The sequence below is a fragment of the Glaciecola siphonariae genome, from assembly GCF_042652645.1.
Lineage (GTDB): Bacteria > Pseudomonadota > Gammaproteobacteria > Enterobacterales > Alteromonadaceae > Glaciecola > Glaciecola siphonariae.
This window is the reverse complement of sequence record NZ_JBHSGU010000029.1, coordinates 201,672-225,749: the sequence shown is the minus strand read 5'-3', so window position 1 is coordinate 225,749 and position 24,078 is coordinate 201,672. Positions and strand designations below refer to the sequence as shown.

The 24,078-nt window shown below is 43.0% G+C and carries 19 protein-coding genes; 8 read left to right on the top strand and 11 right to left on the bottom strand.

The window, feature by feature from the left end; genetic code table 11:
- Positions 1 to 9: 9 nt before the first annotated feature.
- The 4 genes from ACFO4O_RS17725 to ACFO4O_RS17710 form a co-directional block, all read right to left on the bottom strand.
- Complete coding sequence (locus ACFO4O_RS17725) at positions 10 to 1,407, bottom strand: O-antigen ligase family protein (RefSeq protein ID WP_382410978.1); 1,398 nt, start codon at positions 1,405 to 1,407, stop codon at positions 10 to 12.
- A gap of 94 nt (positions 1,408 to 1,501) precedes the next feature.
- Entirely contained in the window at positions 1,502 to 2,122 is a 621-nt protein-coding gene (locus ACFO4O_RS17720; protein WP_382410976.1) for a hypothetical protein, read from the bottom strand.
- 143 nt (positions 2,123 to 2,265) lie between these two features.
- The gene (locus tag ACFO4O_RS17715) at positions 2,266 to 4,215 is read right to left on the bottom strand and encodes a bifunctional diguanylate cyclase/phosphodiesterase (protein WP_382410974.1); all 1,950 of its coding nucleotides are present in this window, start codon (positions 4,213 to 4,215) and stop codon (positions 2,266 to 2,268) included.
- A gap of 51 nt (positions 4,216 to 4,266) precedes the next feature.
- Positions 4,267 to 4,917 carry a transglutaminase-like cysteine peptidase gene (locus ACFO4O_RS17710; protein WP_382410972.1) on the bottom strand — a complete coding sequence of 217 codons (651 nt, stop codon included), beginning with the start codon at positions 4,915 to 4,917 and terminating at the stop codon, positions 4,267 to 4,269.
- 227 nt (positions 4,918 to 5,144) lie between these two features.
- Here ACFO4O_RS17710 and ACFO4O_RS17705 point away from each other — a divergent pair, with 227 nt between their 5' ends.
- From ACFO4O_RS17705 to ACFO4O_RS17675, 7 genes are all read left to right on the top strand, one after another.
- Positions 5,145 to 5,918, top strand: a complete 774-nt coding sequence (locus tag ACFO4O_RS17705) for a WecB/TagA/CpsF family glycosyltransferase (RefSeq protein WP_382410970.1) — start codon at positions 5,145 to 5,147, stop codon at positions 5,916 to 5,918.
- 7 nt (positions 5,919 to 5,925) lie between these two features.
- Positions 5,926 to 7,023, top strand: a complete 1,098-nt coding sequence (locus ACFO4O_RS17700) for a glycosyltransferase (protein WP_382410968.1) — start codon at positions 5,926 to 5,928, stop codon at positions 7,021 to 7,023.
- On the top strand, positions 7,016 to 8,116 hold the full coding sequence (locus ACFO4O_RS17695) for a glycosyltransferase (RefSeq protein ID WP_382410966.1): 1,101 nt from the start codon (positions 7,016 to 7,018) through the stop codon (positions 8,114 to 8,116). Before ACFO4O_RS17700 ends, ACFO4O_RS17695 begins: the two co-directional genes overlap by 8 nt.
- Positions 8,113 to 9,357 carry an O-antigen ligase family protein gene (locus ACFO4O_RS17690; protein WP_382410964.1) on the top strand — a complete coding sequence of 415 codons (1,245 nt, stop codon included), beginning with the start codon at positions 8,113 to 8,115 and terminating at the stop codon, positions 9,355 to 9,357. The genes ACFO4O_RS17695 and ACFO4O_RS17690 overlap by 4 nt, the downstream gene beginning before the upstream one ends.
- 96 nt (positions 9,358 to 9,453) lie before the next feature.
- Positions 9,454 to 10,743 carry an oligosaccharide flippase family protein gene (locus ACFO4O_RS17685; protein ID WP_382410962.1) on the top strand — a complete coding sequence of 430 codons (1,290 nt, stop codon included), beginning with the start codon at positions 9,454 to 9,456 and terminating at the stop codon, positions 10,741 to 10,743.
- Positions 10,744 to 10,755: 12 nt separating this feature from the next.
- Positions 10,756 to 11,541 (top strand): sulfotransferase family 2 domain-containing protein, encoded by a 786-nt coding sequence (locus ACFO4O_RS17680; RefSeq protein ID WP_382410960.1) that lies wholly within the window; start codon positions 10,756 to 10,758, stop codon positions 11,539 to 11,541.
- Positions 11,542 to 11,606: 65 nt separating this feature from the next.
- Complete coding sequence (locus ACFO4O_RS17675) at positions 11,607 to 12,449, top strand: glycosyltransferase family 2 protein (protein WP_382410958.1); 843 nt, start codon at positions 11,607 to 11,609, stop codon at positions 12,447 to 12,449.
- A gap of 2 nt (positions 12,450 to 12,451) precedes the next feature.
- Here the strand turns inward: ACFO4O_RS17675 and ACFO4O_RS17670 are convergent, their stop codons facing one another.
- The 5 genes from ACFO4O_RS17670 to ACFO4O_RS17650 form a co-directional block, all read right to left on the bottom strand.
- Positions 12,452 to 12,889: a serine O-acetyltransferase gene (locus tag ACFO4O_RS17670; RefSeq protein ID WP_382411131.1), complete on the bottom strand. Its 438-nt coding sequence runs from the start codon at positions 12,887 to 12,889 to the stop codon at positions 12,452 to 12,454.
- 238 nt (positions 12,890 to 13,127) lie between these two features.
- Complete coding sequence (locus ACFO4O_RS17665; RefSeq protein ID WP_382410957.1) at positions 13,128 to 13,721, bottom strand: hypothetical protein; 594 nt, start codon at positions 13,719 to 13,721, stop codon at positions 13,128 to 13,130.
- A 129-nt stretch (positions 13,722 to 13,850) separates the two neighbouring features.
- Entirely contained in the window at positions 13,851 to 14,489 is a 639-nt protein-coding gene (locus ACFO4O_RS17660) for a hypothetical protein (RefSeq protein ID WP_382410956.1), read from the bottom strand.
- Positions 14,490 to 14,599: 110 nt separating this feature from the next.
- Positions 14,600 to 15,304, bottom strand: a complete 705-nt coding sequence (locus tag ACFO4O_RS17655) for a sulfotransferase family 2 domain-containing protein (RefSeq protein ID WP_382410955.1) — start codon at positions 15,302 to 15,304, stop codon at positions 14,600 to 14,602.
- 87 nt (positions 15,305 to 15,391) lie between these two features.
- A complete protein-coding gene (locus ACFO4O_RS17650) occupies positions 15,392 to 17,914 on the bottom strand; it encodes a right-handed parallel beta-helix repeat-containing protein (protein ID WP_382410953.1) in 2,523 nt (840 codons plus the stop codon).
- 193 nt (positions 17,915 to 18,107) lie between these two features.
- On the opposite strand from ACFO4O_RS17650, the gene ACFO4O_RS17645 reads away from it, so the two are divergent.
- On the top strand, positions 18,108 to 19,991 hold the full coding sequence (locus ACFO4O_RS17645; protein ID WP_382410951.1) for an acyltransferase family protein: 1,884 nt from the start codon (positions 18,108 to 18,110) through the stop codon (positions 19,989 to 19,991).
- 56 nt (positions 19,992 to 20,047) lie between these two features.
- Here the strand turns inward: ACFO4O_RS17645 and ACFO4O_RS17640 are convergent, their stop codons facing one another.
- Positions 20,048 to 21,454: a mannose-1-phosphate guanylyltransferase/mannose-6-phosphate isomerase gene (locus tag ACFO4O_RS17640; RefSeq protein ID WP_382411129.1), complete on the bottom strand. Its 1,407-nt coding sequence runs from the start codon at positions 21,452 to 21,454 to the stop codon at positions 20,048 to 20,050.
- A gap of 131 nt (positions 21,455 to 21,585) precedes the next feature.
- The gene (locus ACFO4O_RS17635; protein WP_382410949.1) at positions 21,586 to 23,919 is read right to left on the bottom strand and encodes an EAL domain-containing protein; all 2,334 of its coding nucleotides are present in this window, start codon (positions 23,917 to 23,919) and stop codon (positions 21,586 to 21,588) included.
- Positions 23,920 to 24,078: the final 159 nt, after the last annotated feature.

The window sequence follows — 24,078 nt, the reverse complement described above, 5'->3', positions numbered from 1 at the left end:
ACTCGGCGCTTAGGCTTTTTGTATACGCCTTATTTTGAGTCCGTTAGCTATCATTGCCAGAGCAATAAATACAACAAAGTAGCTCGCGTTGGCAAAACCTTGCAGCGGAAAATCAACGCTCATATGGATACACATTCCCAAGACTGCCATGGCGACCGCAAATGACAGACCTTTGAAAATCGAATTTTTACGTTTATGCATGGCGCGCAGGGCTTTATAAACTGTAAATAGCATGATCACGAGCAACAAAAAGGTGCCAATCAGCCCAAACTCAATCGCAAACTGAAGAAAGTCGTTATGAGCGTGGTCGTAAAACGCATAGACATCTTGATGCTGATACCCCGGAAATATACTGTAAAAGCTACCTCCCCCGGAACCAAACAACGGAAAATCCTGAATAATCGGAAAGGCATCTCGAATCACTTCATCTCGAGACTCAGAATCTAAACTTGTTTGCTCAAGCCTATCTTTTACCCTTGCTAAGCCAAAATACGCGCTAACAATAAACAAATCGACAATGAACATGCTCACAACAAACACAAGTAGACCACTGCTACGATTTTTAATTAAGACTAATGCTATAAGTCCAATAATGGCCGCTGAGGCAAAAAATGCCGTATTGCCCATGCGAGAGCGAGACATTACAAGGCCGATTACCATCACCGCCAAACAAATTCGAATAATTGCTTTGCTGCCAAGTAAGCTTGTTGCCACGGAGCGAAGTCTATCTTTAGGCGACAACAAGTTGTCTCTCTCTAACCCCGCTACGATTAAACCGATACCGGCCGACAAGCAAAGCATTAAGAAGTTGGCATAGTGGTTACGATAGACAAAGCTGCCGGTGGCGGTCTCTTTTACCTCAAGTCCGAATACCATGCTGGTTTGTGCTCCGAGTAAAATTTCTAGTGAGCCATAAAGCGCTTGAAACGTGCCGCTTGCGAGCATGGTAATCAGTAATAAGCGTATATTTCTCTCATTGTTGACCAACTGCATGGTTAATATAAGCAGACAGAACAGGCTTAGCAGTTTAATAAAGTTAACGGTACTTTGACCATGGTCGGTTGAAATATAGAAGCTCGTTGCGTTGGCTGTTTGATATAAATCTAAAGACGAGGGAGACAATAAACTCACTACGGCGGAAGGCAGCGGAATGATTTGAAATAAGGCGAGGGCGATAAATGCCAGCCACATAAAAACCATGCTTTTATATTTATAAACGCCAATGTCTTTGGTAGCTCTGAGGGTAAATGTTGTGTAAAAGGTGAGTGCAAATATGGCTAATTGAAAGGCACTCCATGCCCAAGGACGGTTAGCGCCAAGCGGAATAGGCAATAAGAAAATAATTGCTAAAAATATATAAAAAGGGGCGGAGCGTTTATGCTCTAGTTGAGAAATGATGTGGTTCACCTGTTCGTTTAAATACAACTCTCATAAAAAAGCCCCTGAAAACTAGGGGCCTGATTTACTTATTTTACGCTATCTGGTTTATACGCGCTTATGTTTAGTTAGTTGAGGCAGTGGTGTCACCACCGCCAGTTCCACCTGCGCCAACACCCGCGCCTAACGGGCTAATTGTTACGGTAGACGGACCAGAGCTCACGAAGGTGCCGTCAGCAGCAGTAGCATCGCTCACGGTGGTTGGGTCGGCGCCGGCTTGCAAGAGCGCAACTAAAATATCGTCAGAATCTAAAAGACCGGTAAGTGCTGCACCGTCGTAAATTTCTTGAGCATGGTCAGGATATAACACCACGCCGAGCGTAATTGTGTGTACGGCCATGTCTGGCTTTGCTTCAATAAGGCGCTTCGTGACCTCAATTAAGCTGTTGTGCTCGGTCATATGTTCGTAAAATGCGTTTGCGTGAGGAACATCAAACGCTACTGCTTGCTTAGCTTCGCCGCCTAAGGTGGTGTCGTCGTCTTGCAGCACGGTTTCTATGGCTTGAGGGATTGGCGTAGGGTGAGCAGCAGTATGTAGCTCAACAATTCGGTCATGCAGGCGGTTGCCAGGTTGCTTTTCATCACCAAACAAATTGCTTGTGTGTGCAATATTATTGGCTGATGCCGTTGTAATAAAAGCTAACGTGCAAACTACTGCGCATATAAATGAACGTGCAATATTCATCGATTTCCCTTAAACGAAAAGCCTTAACAAAAAGCCTTAACAAAAAGCCTTAACAAAAAGCCCTAAACAATTAGCGGCGCGCCGCTAAACTACGATTTCGTTATTTTACGGTTTGTTTAATACTTAATCAATGCATGAATTGCTTAACCCTTCGATAAGCTCATTATTTCGGCAGGGGGTTTTACGTAAAATCCCTGCACGCCATCTATGTCTTGCGATAGCAGCCAGTGCTGCTCATCTTCGGATTCTACTTTTTCAGCAAGAATTTTGATGTCTAAACCCTGTGCAATGTTAATTAAGGACTTCACAAATAGCTGGTTATCGGGCTGCTGATGGATGTCGGCAGTAAATCGACCGTCTATTTTTAAGTAGTCTGGCATGATCTTTCGCAAGTGGGTAATGCCCGCAAGTTGAGCGCCGAAGTGCTCTACGCAAATTTTCATGCCGTAGGGTTTTATAAGACTTATAAACTCAGCCAGTGCATTTACGTCGTGAACAAGCGCCCGCTCGGGTATTTCTAATACGATTTTTGAACAAGTTGAGCGGTAAACATTCATCTTTTCAATAAACCAGCTAGTAAACGCAGCATCAAAGAGTGACAAACGGCTAATGTTTACGCCTATCGATTGGCTTTGTTGCTGAGCCACTACAAACATGTTTTCTATGATCATCTTGTCTAATTGCTGTGCGTAGTCTAGGCGCATAGAAGCGGGTAATAACTGCGCCATGGGGACAAGTTCTCCGCTTTGTTTGTCGGATAATCGAGCAAACCACTCGCTATATAAAGTTACTCCGTCTTTAGCGATGATGGGTTGAGCTACAAAATCGGCTTTTCCTTCTTGAATAATGTTTGTTAAGACATCTCGCCATTCTTGATTAGAGTGCGATACGCTTAAACTGCTGCTAAGCTCCCATCTATGCTCTGCAGCGGTGGCACTCAACAGGGCGCTGTCGACATTTTCCAAAACTTCTTTGTAAATAGCGCCATACTTAAACTTCGCGCCACCAATATGAGCAACACCGGCCTTGTGTTCGTTTTTCTCAAGGCGTTTAGTGTAAATAGCTAAGAGCTGCGCCATGGCCTTTGCATGGTTTTCACGTATGTTCTCAATAATTAACGCAAAGTCTGCACCGTTGACCCGAAAAATAGAAAAATGATCATATTCTGCAGAGGCAGCTTCTTTTATTGCTTGGCAAATGGTTTTTAGATATTTGTCGCCAGCCTCACCGCCAAGTTCGGTATGAATCGCCTTTAAACTGCTTGCCCTGATTAGAAAGAGGTAGCCGTCGGTTTGACTATCGCTATCGCCTAACAGCCCATTTATTGCTAATTCAAAGGCTCTTCTATTGCCCACCCCGGTCACAAAATCTGCGTAAGCAAAGCGACGATATTCTTCTGACTGATTGGTCATCTTTTTAAACATGACAAAGAGTTTGTCAGACATCACATTAATCGCGTTTACAAAGCGATAAAGTTCTTTGGTAGAGGGGATATCTTGAATCCGTTCAAACTGTTTTTTACTGATGGCGTCTGCTTGGTCGATAACGCGATTGATAGGTTGAGAAATGACTTTTTTTACCAAAAACCATACAAAGAGCATTGACAAGACAAAGCCAATGAAACTGGCTATTGCGCTTGAAACCGCGTTCTGCCAGAGCTGGCGATAGCCAAAGCCAGGGTTGCTTAACACCCGTAAAGACCCCACGATATTCCAGCCGTTGTTAATTTCTGTCTGCGCCTCGGGCGCGGTAATACTAAAAAGCGATATGAACCAATCGGGTACATCTGCTACGCCGGCACTTTGCGTTTTTTCAAATACGAGCTGGTTGTTCTGGTCGTAGAGCGCGATTGAACGATAGTAGCCGCGATCAAATATGGCGTTAACCATAGTTTCAATAATAGGTAAGTCGTCTTCAGTGCCAATATACGGGGTGATTGATAGGCCCAGAGACGTTGCGGTGTCTTGTGCATGAGAGTTAAGTTGCTGCTCTAGAAATGCGCGGGTATTTTGAGTGCTCATCCATAAGGTACCCAAAAACACGATCATCAGAACAAAGAAAAACCCCAACCCGAGTTGCTTAGATAACGACATCTTGGATGTTCCTCCGTGAGTTATTTACCTTATATAACATATGCTTGTTCATTAATAGCCCTGCTGCATTCTTTTGTTTAGGTCTTCCCATAATGCATTGTTGTTTTTACCCTGCATTTGACGTCCTCGGCCTTGAGACTTAGCCAACCATAAGCCGTCACCGTTGAAGCTGTAAACGGGAATGAGGTCTCGCCTTTGGGACGCGGGGAGAATACGTTTGTTGATATTGTCGAGCACCAAGGGAACAGACGATGGCGTCTCATAATAGGCTAAGACCATGTGCGCTTGGCGTGGTCGAGTGGCGGTAACGTACATGAGCCGTAATTGTGATGCTGGCACACCTAAGGCGCGTAGTGAAAAATATTTAGCAATAGTGAAGTCTTCACAGTCGCCAGCGTTAGTGCCTAAAAATTCTAATGGTGTGGCCCAATAATCTTTTATTCCCCAGTGCTGAATATCGTCAATAAAAGATACCTGATTAAAGAATTTATTAACTTCATAAAGCTGGGTGTCGATTGATAAGTCGCGCTGCTTATCTAAAAGCTGTTGCCATTCGCGCACACGCACCTCTGCCTCAGCGCTATAACGCTCAGCCACGCTTTTAAACACCTTTTCAGAAAACGTGATGTCTGATAATACCGTCACTTGGGTTAACACTAAGCATGCCAACACAACTAACCGTATGCCTCGACTGCTAAGCATCGCGGTATGGGTCACCTAAATCGATTTGTCTATATAGGTAATCGTATGTAAACGACAAAACATTAATGATTAATGCAATAAAATGAGTGGCTTGCAGTGCGTCTTGCGACCTATTTATACTTGGCTATGGGTTTCCATACCAATGGTGACTTTTAATGTGGTTCGTTTTTTGCTTAAATGCACGCAATATGGCCAGATTTTGACAGTAGTAATTCGGAATTAAAAATATGACCCTGAAAGATGTTGTTTTCGCCAATGTAGGCGGATTGAAAACGGCATGTGTTACTCGTGAGCAACTGGTCGACATTATCGCTTCACAAGTGGATATGGTGCGAGAGCGTTCGGCTAGCCAGCCCATGGTTGTCTTCGATTCGAATGGGCATGGGATATCCTTAGCCAATTCCGACAAAGCATTTTATGAAGCATTAACGCAAGCAGATTTGATTCACGCCGACGGTCAAAGCGTCGTGTCGATGTCGAAGTGGTTGGGTGGAGTATCGATTCCGGAAAGAAGCGCTACGACAGACCTCATGCACGATATTCCTGGACGGAAAGGCCTTACTCTTTCACATTTTTTGTTAGGCGGTTCTGAAAACGTTGTTTCTCAGTGCGGCGAGTTATTAACTAAGCGTTATGCAAACTTTAAGCTCAACGGCACCCATCACGGTTACTTTGACAAACAAAATTGCGACCAACTCATTGCACAAATAAATGCGGCAAAACCCGACATTTTGTGGGTGGGCTTAGGAAAGCCCGAAGAGCAATTTTGGGTGATACAGCATAAAGACAAACTACAGGTGCCTGTTATTATTACCTGCGGCGGCTGCTATAACTACGTAACCGGAGACTACTGCCGTGCACCAATGTGGATGCAGAAAGCGGGCATCGAGTGGTTACACAGACTACTTACCCAACCTAAAAAACTTTTCTGGCGTTACTTAACAACCAATCCACATAGTGTATATTGCGTGTTGAAACATAAGTTTAGGCAAACTACCTAGGAGTAATATGTCAACGCGCGTCTTGTTTTTACACAAGTGGTTTGTGAAAAGTGGCGGTATTGAGAGAGTTCATCGAAATTTAGCCGAAGCGTTGACTGCTCAGGGATGTGAATGTTTCTTTTACGTCATGAACCACGCGGCTGAGGAAGAAGACGGTTTTTTGCAGCTAAGCACCAAGTTTGAAAGCGTAAGAAGCCGCAAAACAGCTAGTTTTTGGCAAAAGCTTACAGATGTGCGCGCCGTCATAAAAATCCATAAAATTGATGCCGTGATATCGGCAACCGAACAAGCGAATGTATTAGCGTTTGTTGCCAAGCTCCTCACAAAAAAACTCACTGTTACTTATACGCGCCACTGTGCATTTGATGTTAGTGACCAAGCTTTGCCGGCATGGACCATACGATGCTTTTATTCTCTTTTCGCACTTAATGGGAATATTGTTGCGGTTTCAAACGCGCTGAAAACGCAAATACAGCGCTCTGTGTTGCTTAACAAAAAGGCTGTTCATTTTATTCCGAACGCGGTGTTAAGCAAAACCATGTTTGCCAAAGCTGAACTAGCGCACGAGTTGATGCCACAGACGCCTTATTTTATTGCGATTGGCAGACTTGCCGAGCAGAAGGGCTTTGACCTGTTATTGCAGGCGTATGCTAGAGCGCGGGCTATTAATGAGCGCTTACCAGATTTGTTAATACTAGGTGAGGGCGAATTAAAAAACAGCTTAGCCTCGTTAGCGGGCAGTTTAAATATTGAGCAGTACGTTTGTTTTGCTGGTTTTACTGGCAATCCTTATCCATGCATTAAGCAGGCAAAGGCGTTTGTACTGTCGTCTCGGCATGAAGGCATGCCCACTGTTTTAATTGAGTCTTTAGCGCTAGAAACTCCGGTTATTGCGTTTGATTGCCCAACTGGGCCGCGTGAAATTATCAATGATGGAATAAACGGTATATTGGTAGAGTATCTTAACGTAGACAAGTTGCTTGAGGCGATGCTTGCATTTGAAACGCTGCCCCAAGAGAATTTATCCTCAGGCGTGCAGCAGTTTTCATATGAAAACGTTGCTTCTCAATACTTAGCTTTATGCACAGGACGCGTTGATGTCTAAGATAACCATAGTTCTCCATGATTTGCGTGGCGGCGGTGCTGAAAAAATGATGGTGCGGCTGGCCAATCAGATGGTTGAGGACGGCGATTATGTGGACATGGTGCTCATTACCGGCGGTGGTCAGAATAAGGCGTATTTAGACAGCAGAGTAAGACTCACAGAGCTTGACTGTGCTCGTACCTTAAGCGCATTTATACCGCTGCGAAAGGCCCTAAAAGACATAAAGCCTGACGCCATTTTAGCGGCCTTGACTCATATTAACGTGATTACTTCCATTGCCTGCTTTAGTTTAGGCTGGATTAAGCGCCTCAGCGTAAGTGAAAGGAATGCATTTTCATTAGACAAACAAGTCAACTCAGACCCCGTCATGAAGTTGACCTATTTTATAGCGCCCTTTGTGTACAGGTTAATACCTCGACCGGTAATTGCGGTTTCAAAGGGGGTTGCCAACGATTTGATCAGTACCACGATTGTAAGACCTAAAGACCTTGTTACCGCCCCCAACCCAGTTATTACAAAAGAAACGATAGATGCCGCCAAACAAGCCCCTAAACACGAGTGGCTGCTAGATAAAACCGAAAAAGTAATAGTGGCAGTAGGGCGCTTAGCCTATCAGAAAGGGTTTGATATGCTGCTAGACGCCATGTTTGAAATAAACAAAACACTTAGCTGCCGGCTTATTATTTTCGGCGAAGGGGAATTGCGTGCTGAACTGCAGCAGCAAATAGACACCTTAGGACTCACACAAAAAGTATCGATGCCCGGATATACTGAAAATCCCATAGCCGAAATGAAAGCGGCAGACCTTTATGTATTGTCATCGCGATTTGAGGGAAGTCCAAACGCAATAGTGGAAGCGATTTCGGTTGGAACTCCTGTGGTGGCCTTTGACTGTCCGCATGGGGCGAGAGAGATTCTAAAAGATGGAGAAATTGGCGCACTTGTTGAAAATCAAAATGCGAAGATGTTGGAAGCTGCAATACAAGAAGGTTTATCGCAAAACAAGCTTAGCCCGACGGAGCCCATACTAACTGTAGAGCAATTTACGTCCGAGAATTCAGCAGCAAGATACAGAGAATTAATCCTCTCATGAAAATCGCTAAAGAAGACTTCTATAAAATAACACTCCTTATGGCAGTAGGGTTTTACTTGTCAATTGTAGGATTTGGCGCCGATTTATTATTTAACATCGAATCTGGTATTGAGAGCTCTCGCTCGGGCAATCGAATCAATCAGGTGCTTGGACTGGCAATTTTTTTTGCTGGGCTGTTTATATTATTTAAAATTCAAAAAGTAAGCGTAAGTGAAATCGCTAAAATGGCTTGGCCTTTGTGGGCGCTTTTAGTGCTATTTAGTTTTTCGATCACTTGGTCTTATACGCCAAACATCTCTGTTCGTCGGGTGATTGCCTTAATCACAATGGTATTCACCTGCTTGGCGCTAGTAAAAATGTACACTCCCACAAGTTTGTTGAATGTTATTGCTAACGCAATCGTTTTAACCGTTGTACTTGGTCTAATCACTACAGTATTAAGTGGACAAGGTCTAAGCTTCGGCTTGTCTGACAGATCACTCGGGTTTAGGGGAATTTTTGGCGATAAAAATGGGGCAGCAAGAGTCTATACATATGGTTTGCTGCTGTTCATTGGATTAGGCAGGTATCAGAAAAAAAGAGACCTCGTGTGCCTGAGTTTGCTTGTGTTTGCGGTCTTGGTGTCTCAGTCGGCGACAGCAGTCGTTATGGCGGTGATGGGAACAGGATTAATTGTTTTGTTTAACACCTTTAAGGGCAAGGCAATCAAACAGAATTTGCTCAGATTCATCGTACTCATGGCATTGTTGCTGTTAGGAAGTTACATCGCAAACATCGCATACGAGTTTATTCTAAGCGCCTTGGGCAGAGACCCTACATTAACAAATAGAGCTATTATATGGGAGCTTATCGATCCCTTGATTGTTGAGGAGCTGTTGCTTGGCTATGGCTATGGTGCATTTTGGTTGAGCGAGGGCGCGATCCCGTTTATTGAACGCTGGGGTTTTATTGGTAACGCCCACTCTGGTTATCGAGAAATCATGCTGCATAGTGGGATTGTTGGTTTGGGCGCTCTATTATTTTTATTGGCCTTTCAGTTGGTCAACGCAATTAAGCTTTACATTGCGCCTGCGAACAAAAAGCTGACTTCGCTTTTACTCATGATGGTAATTATTCAAGCTATAATAAATTACATTGGCTACATTATTATCAACCACAATAGTGTAGACATGTTTTTGTTTCTTATCTGTTTTTTCATAATTTGTAATGAAAATCAAAAGTCTAAGCAAGAGGTGGTTTAGACATGCCATTCTGTTTTTTAAAGCACGCAAGACCAATGCTCAATAGCCTCAGGCTGATTGTTCGTGTTAATGCGTCTTGCTTGATGGTTTTGTCGTATGTCTGATGCAAAACGAGGCTTAGTTAGAAACATCTTTTCGGTGTTTTCAACACGAATATTTGTATTATCGATAGGGCTTATCAGTGCAGTCTTAATTGCTCGCGGTTTAGGAGCCGAGGGTCGAGGAATATATGCTGCTTTACTGGTTTATCCAGCGCTACTGGTCACCCTGACAGAAGGCGGCATGAGGCAGGCAGCTATTTTTTACATCGGTAAAAAGAAAGCGAGCGATGCCGAAATTATTGGTACCTTGCTTAGCTACACGATTTTGGCAGGTAGTATAGGATATTTGATGGTTTACTGGCTTCAGCGCACGTTTGGGCCAGACGCGTTTACAAATATTATGATGCTCGCTGCAGCAGCGATTTTACCAGCGACACTTGCCGTGAACGCTATTAAGGGCGTTTTTCTTGGTAAGGAGCGAATTAAACAGTTTAACAAAGCCCATTGGGTACAAAAAATTCTATTTGTTGCGGCAATAGCGCTGCTGTATGTATCTAACACCTTAACCGTATCAACCGTAATGTTCGCAACTGTTGGCGCTGCTATATTTAATTTAGTACAGGCGCTTTATTTTCTTAAAAAGCATGAGACCTTAAGCTTTACTTTCAGCGCTAAGACCTTTTTCCCTATGTTTCGATTAGGCGTGGTTTACGCGCTCGCTTTCTTTTTTATCACCGCGAATTATCGAATCGACCTACTCATTATGAGCTGGATGGCAGAGCCTGATGAGGTGGGACGGTACGCCATAGCCGTGCAGTTAGGCGAACTTTTATGGCAGTTACCTGGGGCCGTATTACTAGTCATAATGTCTAAAACAGCCAATAGCATTGATAACTCGATAGTGTTGACTGTAGCAAAAACAACTAGGCTTACACTTCTTATCACCGCCTTTAGTGCCTTACCCTTTGCGTTCGCCTGCTATTTTTTGATTGGACCGGTCTTTGGTGAAGAGTTTGCGAGCAGCTTTTTTATTATCCTATATTTATTGCCAGGGCTAGTGCTCGCAGCCGTTTTTAAAACCATCAACTCATACTTTTCAGGGCAGGGGCAACCTCTTGTGACCGTTTATCTGATGGGTACAATTGCGTGTTTAAACATTATACTTAACATATTGTTGATACCAGTTTATGGCGGCACAGGCGCTGCAATATCTACCACAATTAGCTATGCCATCGCTGCGCTTGGATGTTGTATTCTAATGTCTTACCGTGAGGGTGTATCAGTAAGAAGCCTTATAATCCCCTACACCTCAGATTTTAAAATCGGCAATAAAAAGAAATCATAGAGTGAGCTCAAAGTGATAGTTAAGAACAACTGGAAATATAAACGAGTCATCAATCGCTTACTTTCATATTTGTCAGCGATACCATGGTTGCTGCGTGTAATAACGTTTGGTATATACATCGTTCGATATTTGCTTCGCAAAATGACACCGCCAAAAGCCGACAACCGCGGCGGCATTATTCTAAACACAGCATTTAACTTATTGTATGTTGGCAACCCAAAGGTTGCCTCAAGCACCATGAAACGACTGTTTCTAAACGATATACCCGGCAGCGAGTTTTTCTTGGATGCATCGTATAACACATACATAAAACGTGACGAGCGGTCTGAGGATATGTTTCACTTCTCGTTTGTTCGTGACCCGATTGAGAGAATTTATTCTTGCTGGAAGGACAAAATAAGCACTAAACAGCGCGCTGCTGATATTTTCATTATTACTCGTTTCAAAGGGCTTTATCCTAATATGCCATTTGACGATTTTGTTGATTGGCTTTGCTCCGAGGAGGGCTCTGATGATTACGCCGACCGTCATTGGATTTCACAAGCAAAGCTGTATGAAAGTGATGCATCATCGAATACAAAACTGCACCTGTATCCTTTAAATGAGATTCAAGCTGTCATACACATGCTGATGGATAAACGAGGCTTGACTGTGCCGGTTTCGATGAATGCGAACCAAATGAGGACATCACAGCGTGAGCTGGCATCCATTAGTGATACGACGTGCGATAAAATAAAAAAGCGTTATGCGAACGACTTTGCACTCTTAAGCGATATAAAAGAGCAATCAGCGCATTAATTAAACAGTGCTAGACTCAAGATAGCGAAAACCCGATTAATCTTTAAAACGGCGCAAGCGAACATATGACATTAAGTATAACCGCAATAATAACAACTCAAAATCGTCCAGACTATCTGCGCACTTCATTGCAAAGCGTCTTAAACCAAGAGCGTTTGCCAGAACAAATTATTATTGTAGATGATGCTTCAACCGTCGATTACGATTGGCAAACAATACAAAGCAGTGCGCCAAACATCTTGATAAAACGCTTGGAAACCGTGCACGGTGCGAATGCTTGCAGAAATATAGGCCTTGCGTTGGCGCAATCTAACATCCTTGCGTTTTTAGATGATGATGATGCGTGGAAGCCGCAGTATTTGGCAAGCATAGAACAAGCATATATAGACGAGCCAGATATATCGGGTACTACATCAGGCAAGGAAATAATGGACACTGATTGTGAGTGCATTGTTAATAGTGCAGCCTATGTATCGTTAGAAGAATTAAAGATGGGTAACACATACTGTGGTATGAGCGGCGTTACTGTTAAAGCTTCTGTTGCTAAAAGCTTTCGTTTCGATGAAGAATTACAGAATGGTCAAGACTGGGATTTCTTTATTCGAGTCGTTAATGGCGGGGCTCAGTTAAAAAACTTATCTCAAGCCCTCTACTTGTATCGTCGTGGTACTCAAGGAGGAATCACTCAAAGGCTTAAGACTCTTCGACCAGAAGCCGCTGAAAAGCGCCTTTTATCAGCTATAAAACATAGAGCATGGCTTGGAGAAAAAGCCTTTAAAAAAAGGGTACTTCACCAACTACTTCACAATTTTACTTCTAGACGATATAAGCTCGGTTGGCTTATCTTGGCTGCTAAGTACACAGGGTGGGTTTCAACTACTAAATATCTTCTTATTAGAAGGGTGTGAGCTTATGAATGAATTTTAGCGGGCACGCCTAAGAGAACAGCCCCTTCTACTTCGCAAGACTTATTTACAACCGCATTAGCACCTATTTTAACTCCATCAGCAATTTTGATATTTCCAAACAATTTGGCCCCAGGGCCTATGTAACAGTTATTACCCAGGGTAGGGAACGAGTCGGGGTCGTTAAAATCTGCGCCTATATTTGTGCAAGTATGAATCTTACAATTCTCTCCAATTCTTACCTTTCGGTTAACTACAATTGTTCCATAGTGTGGAATGCAAAGACCTGGCCCAAAAACATTTGGTGGGATGCTAAATCCGAGTTTTTTACTTATTTTTTTGAATCTATATTTTTCAATTTTAATAATGATTTTCCAAAATTTCCCACGCTTTGTATTTAGGAAATACTCCAATCGTCTTAGGCGTCGGTGGAAACACCACATGTCACTAAACAAGTAATTCATAAATGTTGGATTAAAATGACTATTCTTTATGTCTTGCTGTAGGTAACGAAACAAGTCACGTTTACTTTTAATCAAAATTTATATTCTCTAAATGGAAAATTTTTACGCGCTTCTCTCAACACTTAATGAAGAAACATTCGTGAAAGGCTTTTTTTGTTGAAGTATATCCAAAAAAAAAGCCGGCACAAAGCCGACTTTAACTAAGCGATTGAACTATTTACTTTCTGCGGCGCAGGATCATACCGCAAGCAAGCAAAGTAAGTGCACCCATCAAAGGAGCATTTACAGGGTTTGCAGTAGCGCTGATTACCAACTCGCGAATCTCAAACTCACGCGCTTGCAGGCTTGTGATTTCAAGCGCAAAGCCAGAAACGTTTTCTACGTTGCCAGAAAACAGATTATGCACATCAAAAGTGTCTGTAGCCAAGCCGGTAACATCAAATCTTACATCGCCGTCTTCTGAGAATAATACAAGCGTTAAGGCCTCAATCTGCTGATTGAATCGACGACCCCAATCTTGCGCGATGCCGAAACTATCAACAGTGAATAAGTTGTTGAAATTCGCCTCGATTACAACCATCTCTCCAGCCACAATACCAGCGCCCATTCCGTTAAAACGCTCTGTCGCTATGCGAGTGCTAAAATTACCGTCGATTAACGCGTCGAAGTTTTCGAACGTAAAACCAGTACCCGTTGCAGTGAACCCAGCAACACCACCGTCGATGTCGTCTATGGTTATTAATGCAGCGTTTGCCGACAAGCTAGCGCCTACTAGGGCTGCTGCAGCAATTAATTTCTTCACTAATTTCATCTTAATCCTTAAATTTTTAAACTACTTAACCGTTTAAAAGCAAGATGCTTGCCAAGTTTTAAACTATTGTTTTATATGGGAAAAATTAATATTAAAAAATAAGCTGTAAAAAAAGCAGACATTCTGTTGCTAATTAGCAACACCCCGTCTTACGAATAATCCGATGCAGAGCAATAACAAGCCGCTAAACATCGCAGGAGCCGCTACATTTGCGGTCGGGTCGTTTAAAGTGTCAGGATTATTTACAAACTGAGTAGCCTGAAACAGCAGTTCTCTTATTTCAAATTCACTGCTTTGAGAGCGGGTTATTAAAACTCTTAAGACACTTACGTTTTGAATAGCGTCACTGAGTGTAAATACATCTATTTGCTCCCAGCGGTCTAGTAATAGACTGTCTGTGCTATATGAGAACAAGACTTGACGCTGTGCATCAAAGAAGCTGATGTCCATACCAACTACTTGCTGTTTCAAGTGATAGCCCCAGTCATTGAAAAAAGAGAACCCATCTATATTGAAAGCATTTGTAAGCGATACGTTTATCTCTAAGGGGTTCACTGCGCTTATGGAGTCGCTATTTTGTTGGTTGGCCCGAAATGCAAGGCTTCTGCGTTTTCTAGTGTCGCCGTCAAAGAGTGCGGACTCATTCATAAAGGTCCACCCTTTTGGTGTGACGATGTCGATTGAGCTTATATCATCATTGGTAATAAAAGCGCTCTTGGCTTGAAAAGTTAATGCCAACAACACCAGCGGCAAACAGATAAACTTCATAAAACCTCCAAATGGGTTGGTGACGCCTATGCATAAATAATACGTGATTAATATTCAAAGCGTTCAATAAATATACAGTTTATGGAGGTGTGTTGCAAATTGGTGACAGGTTATTTTGTTGTCATGACAGAATCTTTTGCAAAATCATAGTCTAGCAGTGCTATTTCTTTTGCATAAAAGTTGCTTACGAAGTCTATGGTAGCTTGGGACACTTTATAGTCAGATTTTGTTGCGCTACCTGAGCTTACCTCATGCGGGAGTGCGGGTGTATCAACGCCAAGCGTTTTGCATATGTGTGCATAGTCTTGAGACAGTCGCTCGAACTTACCTATAAAATCGAGCTCTACCTTATTGTTATAATTTTCAAGCCAGTAGGTTTGAGGGCGCAAATACCCGCTTCCGGCAAACTTCCTAATAAAATCATCAAAACTAATGTCTGGCGGTATTTGGTAATTTTTTTGATGAATAGGGTCACGCATCGCGTTCTTATACCAAGAATAGGCGCGATCCCATGGGTTTCTCACAATGGTGAACTTAAAATAGTCCCTGAATTGATCGGCGCTGACTTGTAACTTGTTGTTCGGATTAGAATGGCTTCGAAAGTGTTCTCTGAACCTTCTGATAGTATCTTTAATGTTTTCAGTATTTTTTATTGCTTTGATAGGAGAAAAAGGTTTCTCGATCATTCTAATGCTTCTATGGTCTTGACGCCCTCGAGAGTTGGACTTATCAAAGTGCCCAAAAGCTTTTTCAATACTGCTGCCTGCGCATTTGGGTATATGTACGAAAATAAAACCGTATTTGTGTGAAATCAACTGTCTATTTTCCTTTGATAATAAGTGCGTCGGGCGTTAGAGCCAATTATAGAATAATCTTTACCACTGAACATGTAAAAATTGCTTTCAATCCTCGTTTGTTGGTCTACGCATGCCTACTGCAATATGGTCACTGATTGCTTGAGTGCTGCTAACGCTTTGTTCATTAGCATCGCTGAATATCTCTAGATTGCTAAAGGTAACCGACGCGGTTTGTAGCTCAGGACTATCGTTATCAACAATTAAGACAAGTCGATTTATGTCGCCATCAACATAATCACTGGGTTTAAATAGCAAACGTCGCTGCGTTTTTTCAGCTTTCCTGAGCGCCGTATTCCCGAACCGTTGTGTCCCATACAAATTAAAAACTCGTTCTGGGCTCAAGCGATTGTCGTTTTCAAGACCAAGCCCCACTATCTCAATTGTTCCGTCAATATCTACATCAAGCGAAATTACGGCATTGTTTGTAAGCGGTTGTGCTAGCAATATCGACTTCCAAGTGTTGCCCGATAGAGTGACTTGGTCGTCATTTTTTGATAATACTTTCGGGGCAGAATCTTGTGTATCAAAGCCCTCTAAAATGGCATCGCTAAGCACTGGTATTGCTTGCGCGGTATTTGGCGAGGCTTTAGTTTCAGAAGAAAAGTTGGGTAGCGGAACTACCTTTTTTAAGTCGAGTTGTTTTAAAAGCTTGTTTGAAACTAACTCGAGCTCCGATTCACTGGGGGCATACAAATCTAGTTGATTGTTCCCTTGGTTAAGCCAAACCTCTGCTTGCTTTGTCACTTCGTTATAAATTAGGTCGTCTTTAAAATGATTTAAAAAATAGCCTTCATCGTCTCTAAGTCCATAACCTCGTTTTTGATTTCTAAAGCTTGAGAGTCTTATTATATTTAAACGAGTTTCTGTCCAAAAACTTTTGTCCCCACGCAAATATGCACCTGCTATGCCGTGCGCTCCAACATCAATGTAGTTCTGAAAAACCAGCGTTTTGCCCGATGGAGCAGCAAAAAGACCTCCCATTTTAATCGCGGCCCACTGAGCGTCTCTTTGGTCTCCTAAATCTACAATATCATTATTGAAAATATAGCTTGGTCCTTGCATATTTGGCGCTACGCTTATCCCGCAGTAAGCTTGTGTCATGTAATTGTTGTAAACCAAGACATTACTTTGCCCACCATCCAACTCCATAATATCGTCATTGGCATAGGCCAAAAAATTATCATGAATGGCGGAGTCACGAAAAAAGCCGCCCCATCGCCTGACATTCGCGCGACTTTCTATCACGTCATTGAAACGATTGTCGTGCGAGCCGGTAAATTTATTAAATCGCACAATGTATTGCCCCTGATATTCCGGGTTGCGGTGTTTGGCACTTAATAATAATGCGCTGGCACCTTTAGGGTGGCCATCACCCCAATGATTAGCCGCTACATTCGGGTTGTGAACATGGCAGTTCTCAATCGTTATAACGCCGCTATAACGAAAAAATATCCCAGAGTCGTAGTTAATAGCTGTAGTGGCCTCTGCGCTCTCGTAGGCTATGCCTTTTCTGCGTTCATAAGGTTTGCGTCCAAATTGCTCAACATCACAGCCATCAATCCAAATATGATGGGCACCGTCGCCGTGGATGCCATAATTTCGACCTCCTTTCACAACAATGTTTTCAAGTAATAGATAGCTGGCATCTCCAATATCAAAAGCGGCCTCAGTAAGTTCATCTCCATCAATGACTACGCCATCGCCTATTATTTTTGCCCAGCCCTTTTCTGACCCACTGATATCGAAAGCGCTGAGGTCAAAGGAGCCACCACTGTAGAGATCCGACAGGTAGTAAATCTTATCTGGGTCTATTGGTGGTGAATCAGGGCGAGTGACGAATGAATAAGACCGCTCAGTATTTTGCCCATCGTAGGTATAAGACACTTTCACGTCATATTTAGTATCAGGCAAAAGATAAACAATACTTCCCGATAGGGCGCCATCAACTGGCTCCCATTGTAAAGGATACCCTTGTTGCCAAACGTTATCGGTAGATTCTTTAAACCATACTTCGTTTTGTATTTCCTCATTAAAGCCATAAAGCGTGATGCTTGCTGAGTTAATCAATGGCACAATTTTTTCTCCGCTGATACCGGAGGCGGTTGGTTCGAATGCTACAGAGGGGTCTAGCCGAGCAATTAAGGCTGCTCGCTCTACATCCTCATGTAAAAATGCTTCAGAGCTTTCTAATTCTTCAATTAGCCTGTTGACTTCATTGGGATACATCCAAAAAATTAGCGGCAATATGTCTTTTGAGTGTGTGTGATCGTTAGCAGAGATAACTTCTAATGATAAGTATAGGTCTTTGTTTGTCGAGATTGTATTCAAGGACTCATTGAGCAAGGCAATATCACGCTGCAGAAATGCTAAGTCTTGCTTACTGATTTCACCGTTTTTGAACATGTGTTCAAGTTCTTCGCGGCCAAGGTTAGAATGTTGCTTGTGAACGTGAAGAAGCGTCTCGCCGAGTTGTTTACTTGTCTCGCTCTTATTCTTGTTTACAATCGCACAGGACTGAACAGCGATACAAAACGCGATAATAAAAACAGCTCTTAGATTAAAAGACATGAAGTGTGACCCTTAGTTGATGCTCTCTAGACTTCTTTATCGGCGAGACCTCGCCGCTCGACAGGGCTAGTTTTGTATAAATACGATTCAATACTAGTGTCTTTTGCTAAGTCACATTACTATAAAAATGCGTAGTCAAATATTCAAATAACCAGATAACCAGATAACCAGATAACCATGATGTGGAATTAACGTGCAATACAGACCAGACATAGACGGCCTCAGAACAATCGCTGTGCTTTCAGTGCTTTTGTTCCATTTTGGCTCAACTACGCTCTCCGGCGGCTTTGTGGGTGTGGATGTATTTTTTGTTATCTCCGGATATTTAATTACGTCTATTTTATTGCACGATTTTCATAACGACACATTTTCATTTGTTACTTTTTACGACAAGCGTATTCGCCGTTTGTTTCCTGCATTATTCGCCATGCTCGGCGCGTCGTTTTTTACAGCTTACTTTCTGTTTATGCCAGACGAATTTAAGGAGTTTGCAGAAAGCGCAGCGGCAACAGCTTTGTATGTATCTAACTTTTATTTTTGGCTTAAAAGCGACTATTTCGCGGGGCCCTCTGAGCTCAAGCCGCTTCTACATACTTGGTCTTTGGCCATTGAAGAGCAATTTTATTTAATCTTCCCGGTTTTTCTGCTTTTTTGTTTTAAGCAAATAAAAGCGTTTATTCTTCCGATTCTCTTAGTTGTTACCCTGGTTTCGTTTATTGCTGGTATGGCGACGCTAGAAAACCACGCAAGCAGTGCGTTTTTTCTTTCGCCTCTGCGGTTTTGGGAGTTATTGGCTGGGGCGATTTTGGGATATTTACACTTTCAAAAGTACACGCTGCCCGACAAATATTGCAACATCGTATCCTTGTTAGGTTTAAGCCTTATTATCTTTGCCGCACTCACATTTTCAAAAGCGTCACACTTCCCCGGTTTGCTCGCGCTGATGCCAGTCATAGGTGCTGTTTGTATTATAGCGGCTCGCTCATCTACTAGTTTAGTCAGCAAGCTACTTTCAACACGCTTGTTTGTGTTTACCGGTAAAATTTCATATTCGCTTTATTTATGGCACTGGCCCGTTGTTGTTTTTTACGGATATTGGCTGATAAGGCCGTTTGAATTATTTGATCAACTGCTCATGATGTTTGTTACCTTGGGTCTTTCGCTTTTCTCATACTACGTGTTTGAATCGCCCTTTAGGAAATTATCGCATAAGTTTAGCTTCGTAAAATCATTAGCGGTAACGACAGTTTTGTCAGCGTGTTTTATAGCCTTAGGCGGGTTTGTTAGCCTCAATAATGGTTTGCCAGAGCGTTTCAAGCCTAGCGCTTTAGTGGTTGAACAATACGCGGCTAAAAAAGACGAAATCAACCCATGTTTTTTAAAAACAAACGCTGCATTCTCAAATTGGCAGGCCAACAAATGTGTATTCGGCACCGCAACTGGCGAAAATACCCATGCACTTTGGGGAGATTCTCATGCTAATCATCTGTTGCCCGGCATAAGTGCTCGGCAAACAGAATTGCAAGCCGGTTTGTATGCTTACGCGAGTGCGGGTTGTCCGCCCACACTTTTTGGCACAATTAAAAGTAGACCAAGGTGCGTTGAAAATAATCATGCTTTTATTGCCTTTTTAGAGGGCACTTCTGTTAAGCACATTTATTTAGCTGCGAGTTGGTTTTATGCAATGAATGATGGCGGAATGTTAATAGAGCAAATGCAGCAAACCGTTGATGTTCTGCTCGAAAAGGGGTTCACGGTATCAATTATCAATCAACTGCCTATATATTCGATAAGCAGCCCAGAGTACTTACTGAGTCGGTTAGAAAACGCTAAGGCTTTAGACAATGCTTATTATTTAAAACCGGCTCGTGGACTTGAGACGGCGAACCTTATACAGCGCAAGTTTTCATCTGCGCAGGTTATTAATCTTCATAAAGCTTTCTGCACAGACAAAGGAGAGTGCGCCATTTACGACAGCCAGCATTTGATGGTGTCTGACCATGCGCACCTTAGTGAAGCAGGCAGTCTACGAGCCTTCGACTACTTACGCGAGCACTTTAATCGTTCGGCAAAATGAAAAACGCTGGGAAACCCCAGCGTAGATTTTGTAATTTCAGCGTGATGACAGCGAGTCTATTTAACCCGCCCATACCGATCAGAAAACCGTACAATATCATCCTCACCCAAATAACTTCCAGATTGCACTTCAATGAGTTCAAGCGGGATTTTGCCGGGGTTTTCTAATGCATGTACTTCGCCCACAGGGATATAAACAGACTCATTTTCGGTGACCAATTGCGTTTGTTCGCCAACGGTCACGCTGGCTGTGCCGCTCACCACAATCCAATGCTCAGCTCTATGGTGATGCATTTGTACAGAGAGCTTTTCGCCGGGCTTTACCGATATGCGCTTAACTTGATAGCGCGTGCCGTTGTCTATTGAATCATAGCTGCCCCATGGCCTAAATACCTCTCGGTGAAATTCAAACTCAGGTCGGTGTTCAGCCTTTAAAGTATTTACAACGCTCTTAATGTCTTGCACTTTGTTGCGGTTAGCCACCATCACGGCGTCTTTAGTTTCAACCACCACGACATCGTCTAAACCAATTACTGATACCAAGCGCTGTTCGGCGTTTACGTAGCTATTTGTCACGCCTTCTAGCATTACATCGCCCACACTCACGTTTCCAAAAGCGTCTTTGCTGTTGCTGGTATCCCACAAAGAACTCCAACTGCCAACGTCGTTCCAGCCAGCATCTAAACTTACCATAGCTGCTTGTTCGGTCTTTTCCATCACCGCGTAATCGACTGACTCATCTGGGCATCTTGCAAATGCATCTTGGTCAATCCGTATAAAATCAAGATCAGCTTCGGTGGCGCTTACCGCTGCCTCACAGGCTGCGTAAATGTCAGGTCGGTGCTGCTTTAACTCGCTCAAATATACACTCGCCTTAAACATGAACATGCCGCTGTTCCAAAAGTATTGCCCAGAATCGAGGTAGCTTTGAGCGGTCGCGGCATCGGGTTTTTCAACAAATTCAGCAACGCTAAAACCATTGCCAATTGTCTCACCGGCCTTGATATATCCATAACCAGTATGTGCTTCGCTTGGCACAATACCAAAGGTCACTAATTTGTTTTGTTGAGCTAGGCTGTTTGCTTTGGCTATTGCTTGTTCAAAGGCATCATGATTTTCAATTAAATGATCGGCAGCCAAAATTAACAACACAGGGTCATCGCCGGCCTTGGCGGCTAACATAGCGGCAAGCGCAATGGCAGGTGCAGTATTGCGGCCAACTGGCTCTAGCAAAATACCGTCGTGCTTTATGCCCGCGCGCAGCAGTTGCTCGGCGGCTAAAAAGCGATGGTTTTCGTTGCAAATGACCATGGGAGCCGATACGTCGTTACGAGGTAGGCGTAAAATCGTGTCTTGCAACATGGTTTTGTCAGAGGTGAGCGCTAAAAACTGTTTGGGTAGCGCCGCGCGCGATTTTGGCCATAAGCGACTTCCGGTGCCGCCTGCTAAAACAATAGGCTTAATCATGATGAAACTTCCTTGAATTACTAATTTACTAAACTAATACGCTAGATAATATCAACCTTTATGCAAAAGAAGTAGGTTTGATGAGCTAAAATTAGCGCGTATTTATTGACCGCGTGCGATAGGCTAAGCTAGTGAGCTTTAGGCCATGTTGTTATCCAAGCGACTATTTCAGCCTTAGCAGTTGGTCGGCAAATTAGGTAGCCTTGCCCCCATTTACATCCAAGTTTCGTTAAAACTTCTAGGCTGGCATCATCTTCTATGCCCTCTGCTACCACGTCAATGTTTAGGTTTTCAGCCAAACTTAATATGGTTTTACAAATGGCTTGCTGTTCTTTGTTTTTATGTAGTTCATACACAAAACTTTGGTCAATCTTTAATATGTCGATGGGCAGCTTGGTCAAATACGAAAGTGATGAATAACCGGTGCCAAAATCATCTATCGCAATTTTAAATCCAGCTTGATTTAGCGCTCGCAGCCGTTTTATTGAAGTATCTGGGTTTCTAACAATCACTCGCTCTGTGAGTTCGAGTAATATTGCGCTGTTTTTCAACCCCGCCTTTTTAAGGAGGTTTTCAATAAACGGTAGTAATGAGCTATCTAGCACATCGTCGGCGCAAATGTTAACGGCGACTTTGATGTCTGGAGCGCTTTGCCTCATGTCGCAAATATCTGCAACAACAGTAGTGATAACCCAGCGTGTTAACATATTGATAAAGCCAGCATGCTCAGCAGCGCTGACGAATTCATCGGGTGATACGTGCCCTAATTCGGGGTGTTCCCATCGCGCAAGGGCCTCTAGATAAACCTTATCGCCTAGCTTGTTGTCTTGGTTGTTTTGCAAAGGAACTTTCGGTTGGTAGACCAAGCGCAGTTGACCATCATCATCCTCAATGGCTTTTTTCAGTGCGCTAATAATAGACAAGCGCCGCAAGTATCTAAGTTCTTGCTCTTCGTTGTAATACAGCAAAAAGGTTTTACTGGAGTGCGCCTCGTCTATGACGATGTTCATTCGCCGGTACAAATCTTCTGCGCAAGTTGCATCTTGAGGTAGCGACAAAACCCCAATTACAATTTTAAGGTTAATCGTTACGCCTCTAACCACAACATCATTTTCAAGCTCGTCTTGCAGGGTCAACAGGGCGGCACGGCTATAGCTTTCATCAGGTAGCCATATGATTTCGCCGCCCGTTATCCTTGCTGCGACGCCGCTTAATTCTTTTACCCTTTTAGCGACCAATTGCAAACAGCCATCGCCTATCTCATAGCCGAATACATCATTGATACTTCTAAATCCTCTAATATTAATGCCAACCGCTTGAAAGCCGATATTCGCGCCTAGCTTTTGCTCAATTATCACGCGCAAATATGAGCGATTGTACAAGGCGGTGAGGGTGTCGATTTGAGTTTGCTCGGTAATGGTCGCCTCGCGCTCCTGAATGGCGCGGCGCATATTGTCAAAGGCGTTTGCTAATGCTTTAAATTCTGATGAAACGTTCTCAAACTTAAGCTTTTGTGAGTAATCGCCGCTTGCGATACCTTCGGTGTAGGTCACCATATTCGATAAGGGGCGAGTGATTTTTCTGGCCAGATACACGCCAACCGCTATGGCAAGGGCCACTGCCACTAAACTAATAAGCGCTATCGTGCTCTGCAGGGTAATAAAGTTGTTAGAAACGCGCTGGGCATTTATGGTTAGATAAGTTGCAGCCGTATCGTTTTTCATGCCTTCAACAGGTATGCGTTTGGTGTACAAAGACTGAAGGCCAAACATCACACTGGGGTTAAATAAGTCAAGATAATCGTCGCTGATTTGCCATCTTTCGAGTTGGTCAATCGATACATTGTCTAATGAGCTAATTAACTGAGGATTGTTTTGATTGAAGGTGACCGCAATCCGCATGCCTAAGGCGTCAGACAAGCTGTCTATAATGTCACTGTCAAATTTGTAGGCAACCAATACGCATTTATTTTCGCCCATTTGTTGTGCTGGCGCATTCATCAACCAATACAGTGAACCGTCTAGATTATAAAAAAAAGAGCTGGCCTCTCGTTTCTCGGCGACATTTACCATCTCTTCAATCACGTCTTTTGGCAGAATAACATTGGGGTTTGATACCACGTGAGCGTTTAAGAGTGAACTGTCGTTTAGGGCGACAAACGTGGCCTCAACCTCTTCATTCATCGCTAGCAAGGCTTGCTGTTGGATTGCTTTTTCAGGGCTTTGTAAGGCCTTTATGTAAGCGCTGTTTTCAAGCATGAGCTTTATTTTTTCGATTTTATTGGCTTGGAAATTACCTAACTCACGCTTGTAGCCATACTCAGCCCCTGTAAGCCCAGAAAATATATTTTTGTGAACGGTTTGGCTTAGGTTATTCCACACAACAGCTAAAATCAGCAGCGCAGTCACCAGTACCATCGCTCCTACTAATCTCGCTATCTGTATGTAAAGAGAACTGCTCATAGACGAAGTTTGTTTTCCTTCAAATCAATCAGTACGTAAATGCGATGCATCAAATCGGCAAAATAAGCGTGCCTTAACTCACTAAAATTGCTTAATGATTACGTGCTAAGGCCGATAATGACTAATAATCGAACAAAATGCCACGTATTCTTATAGGGA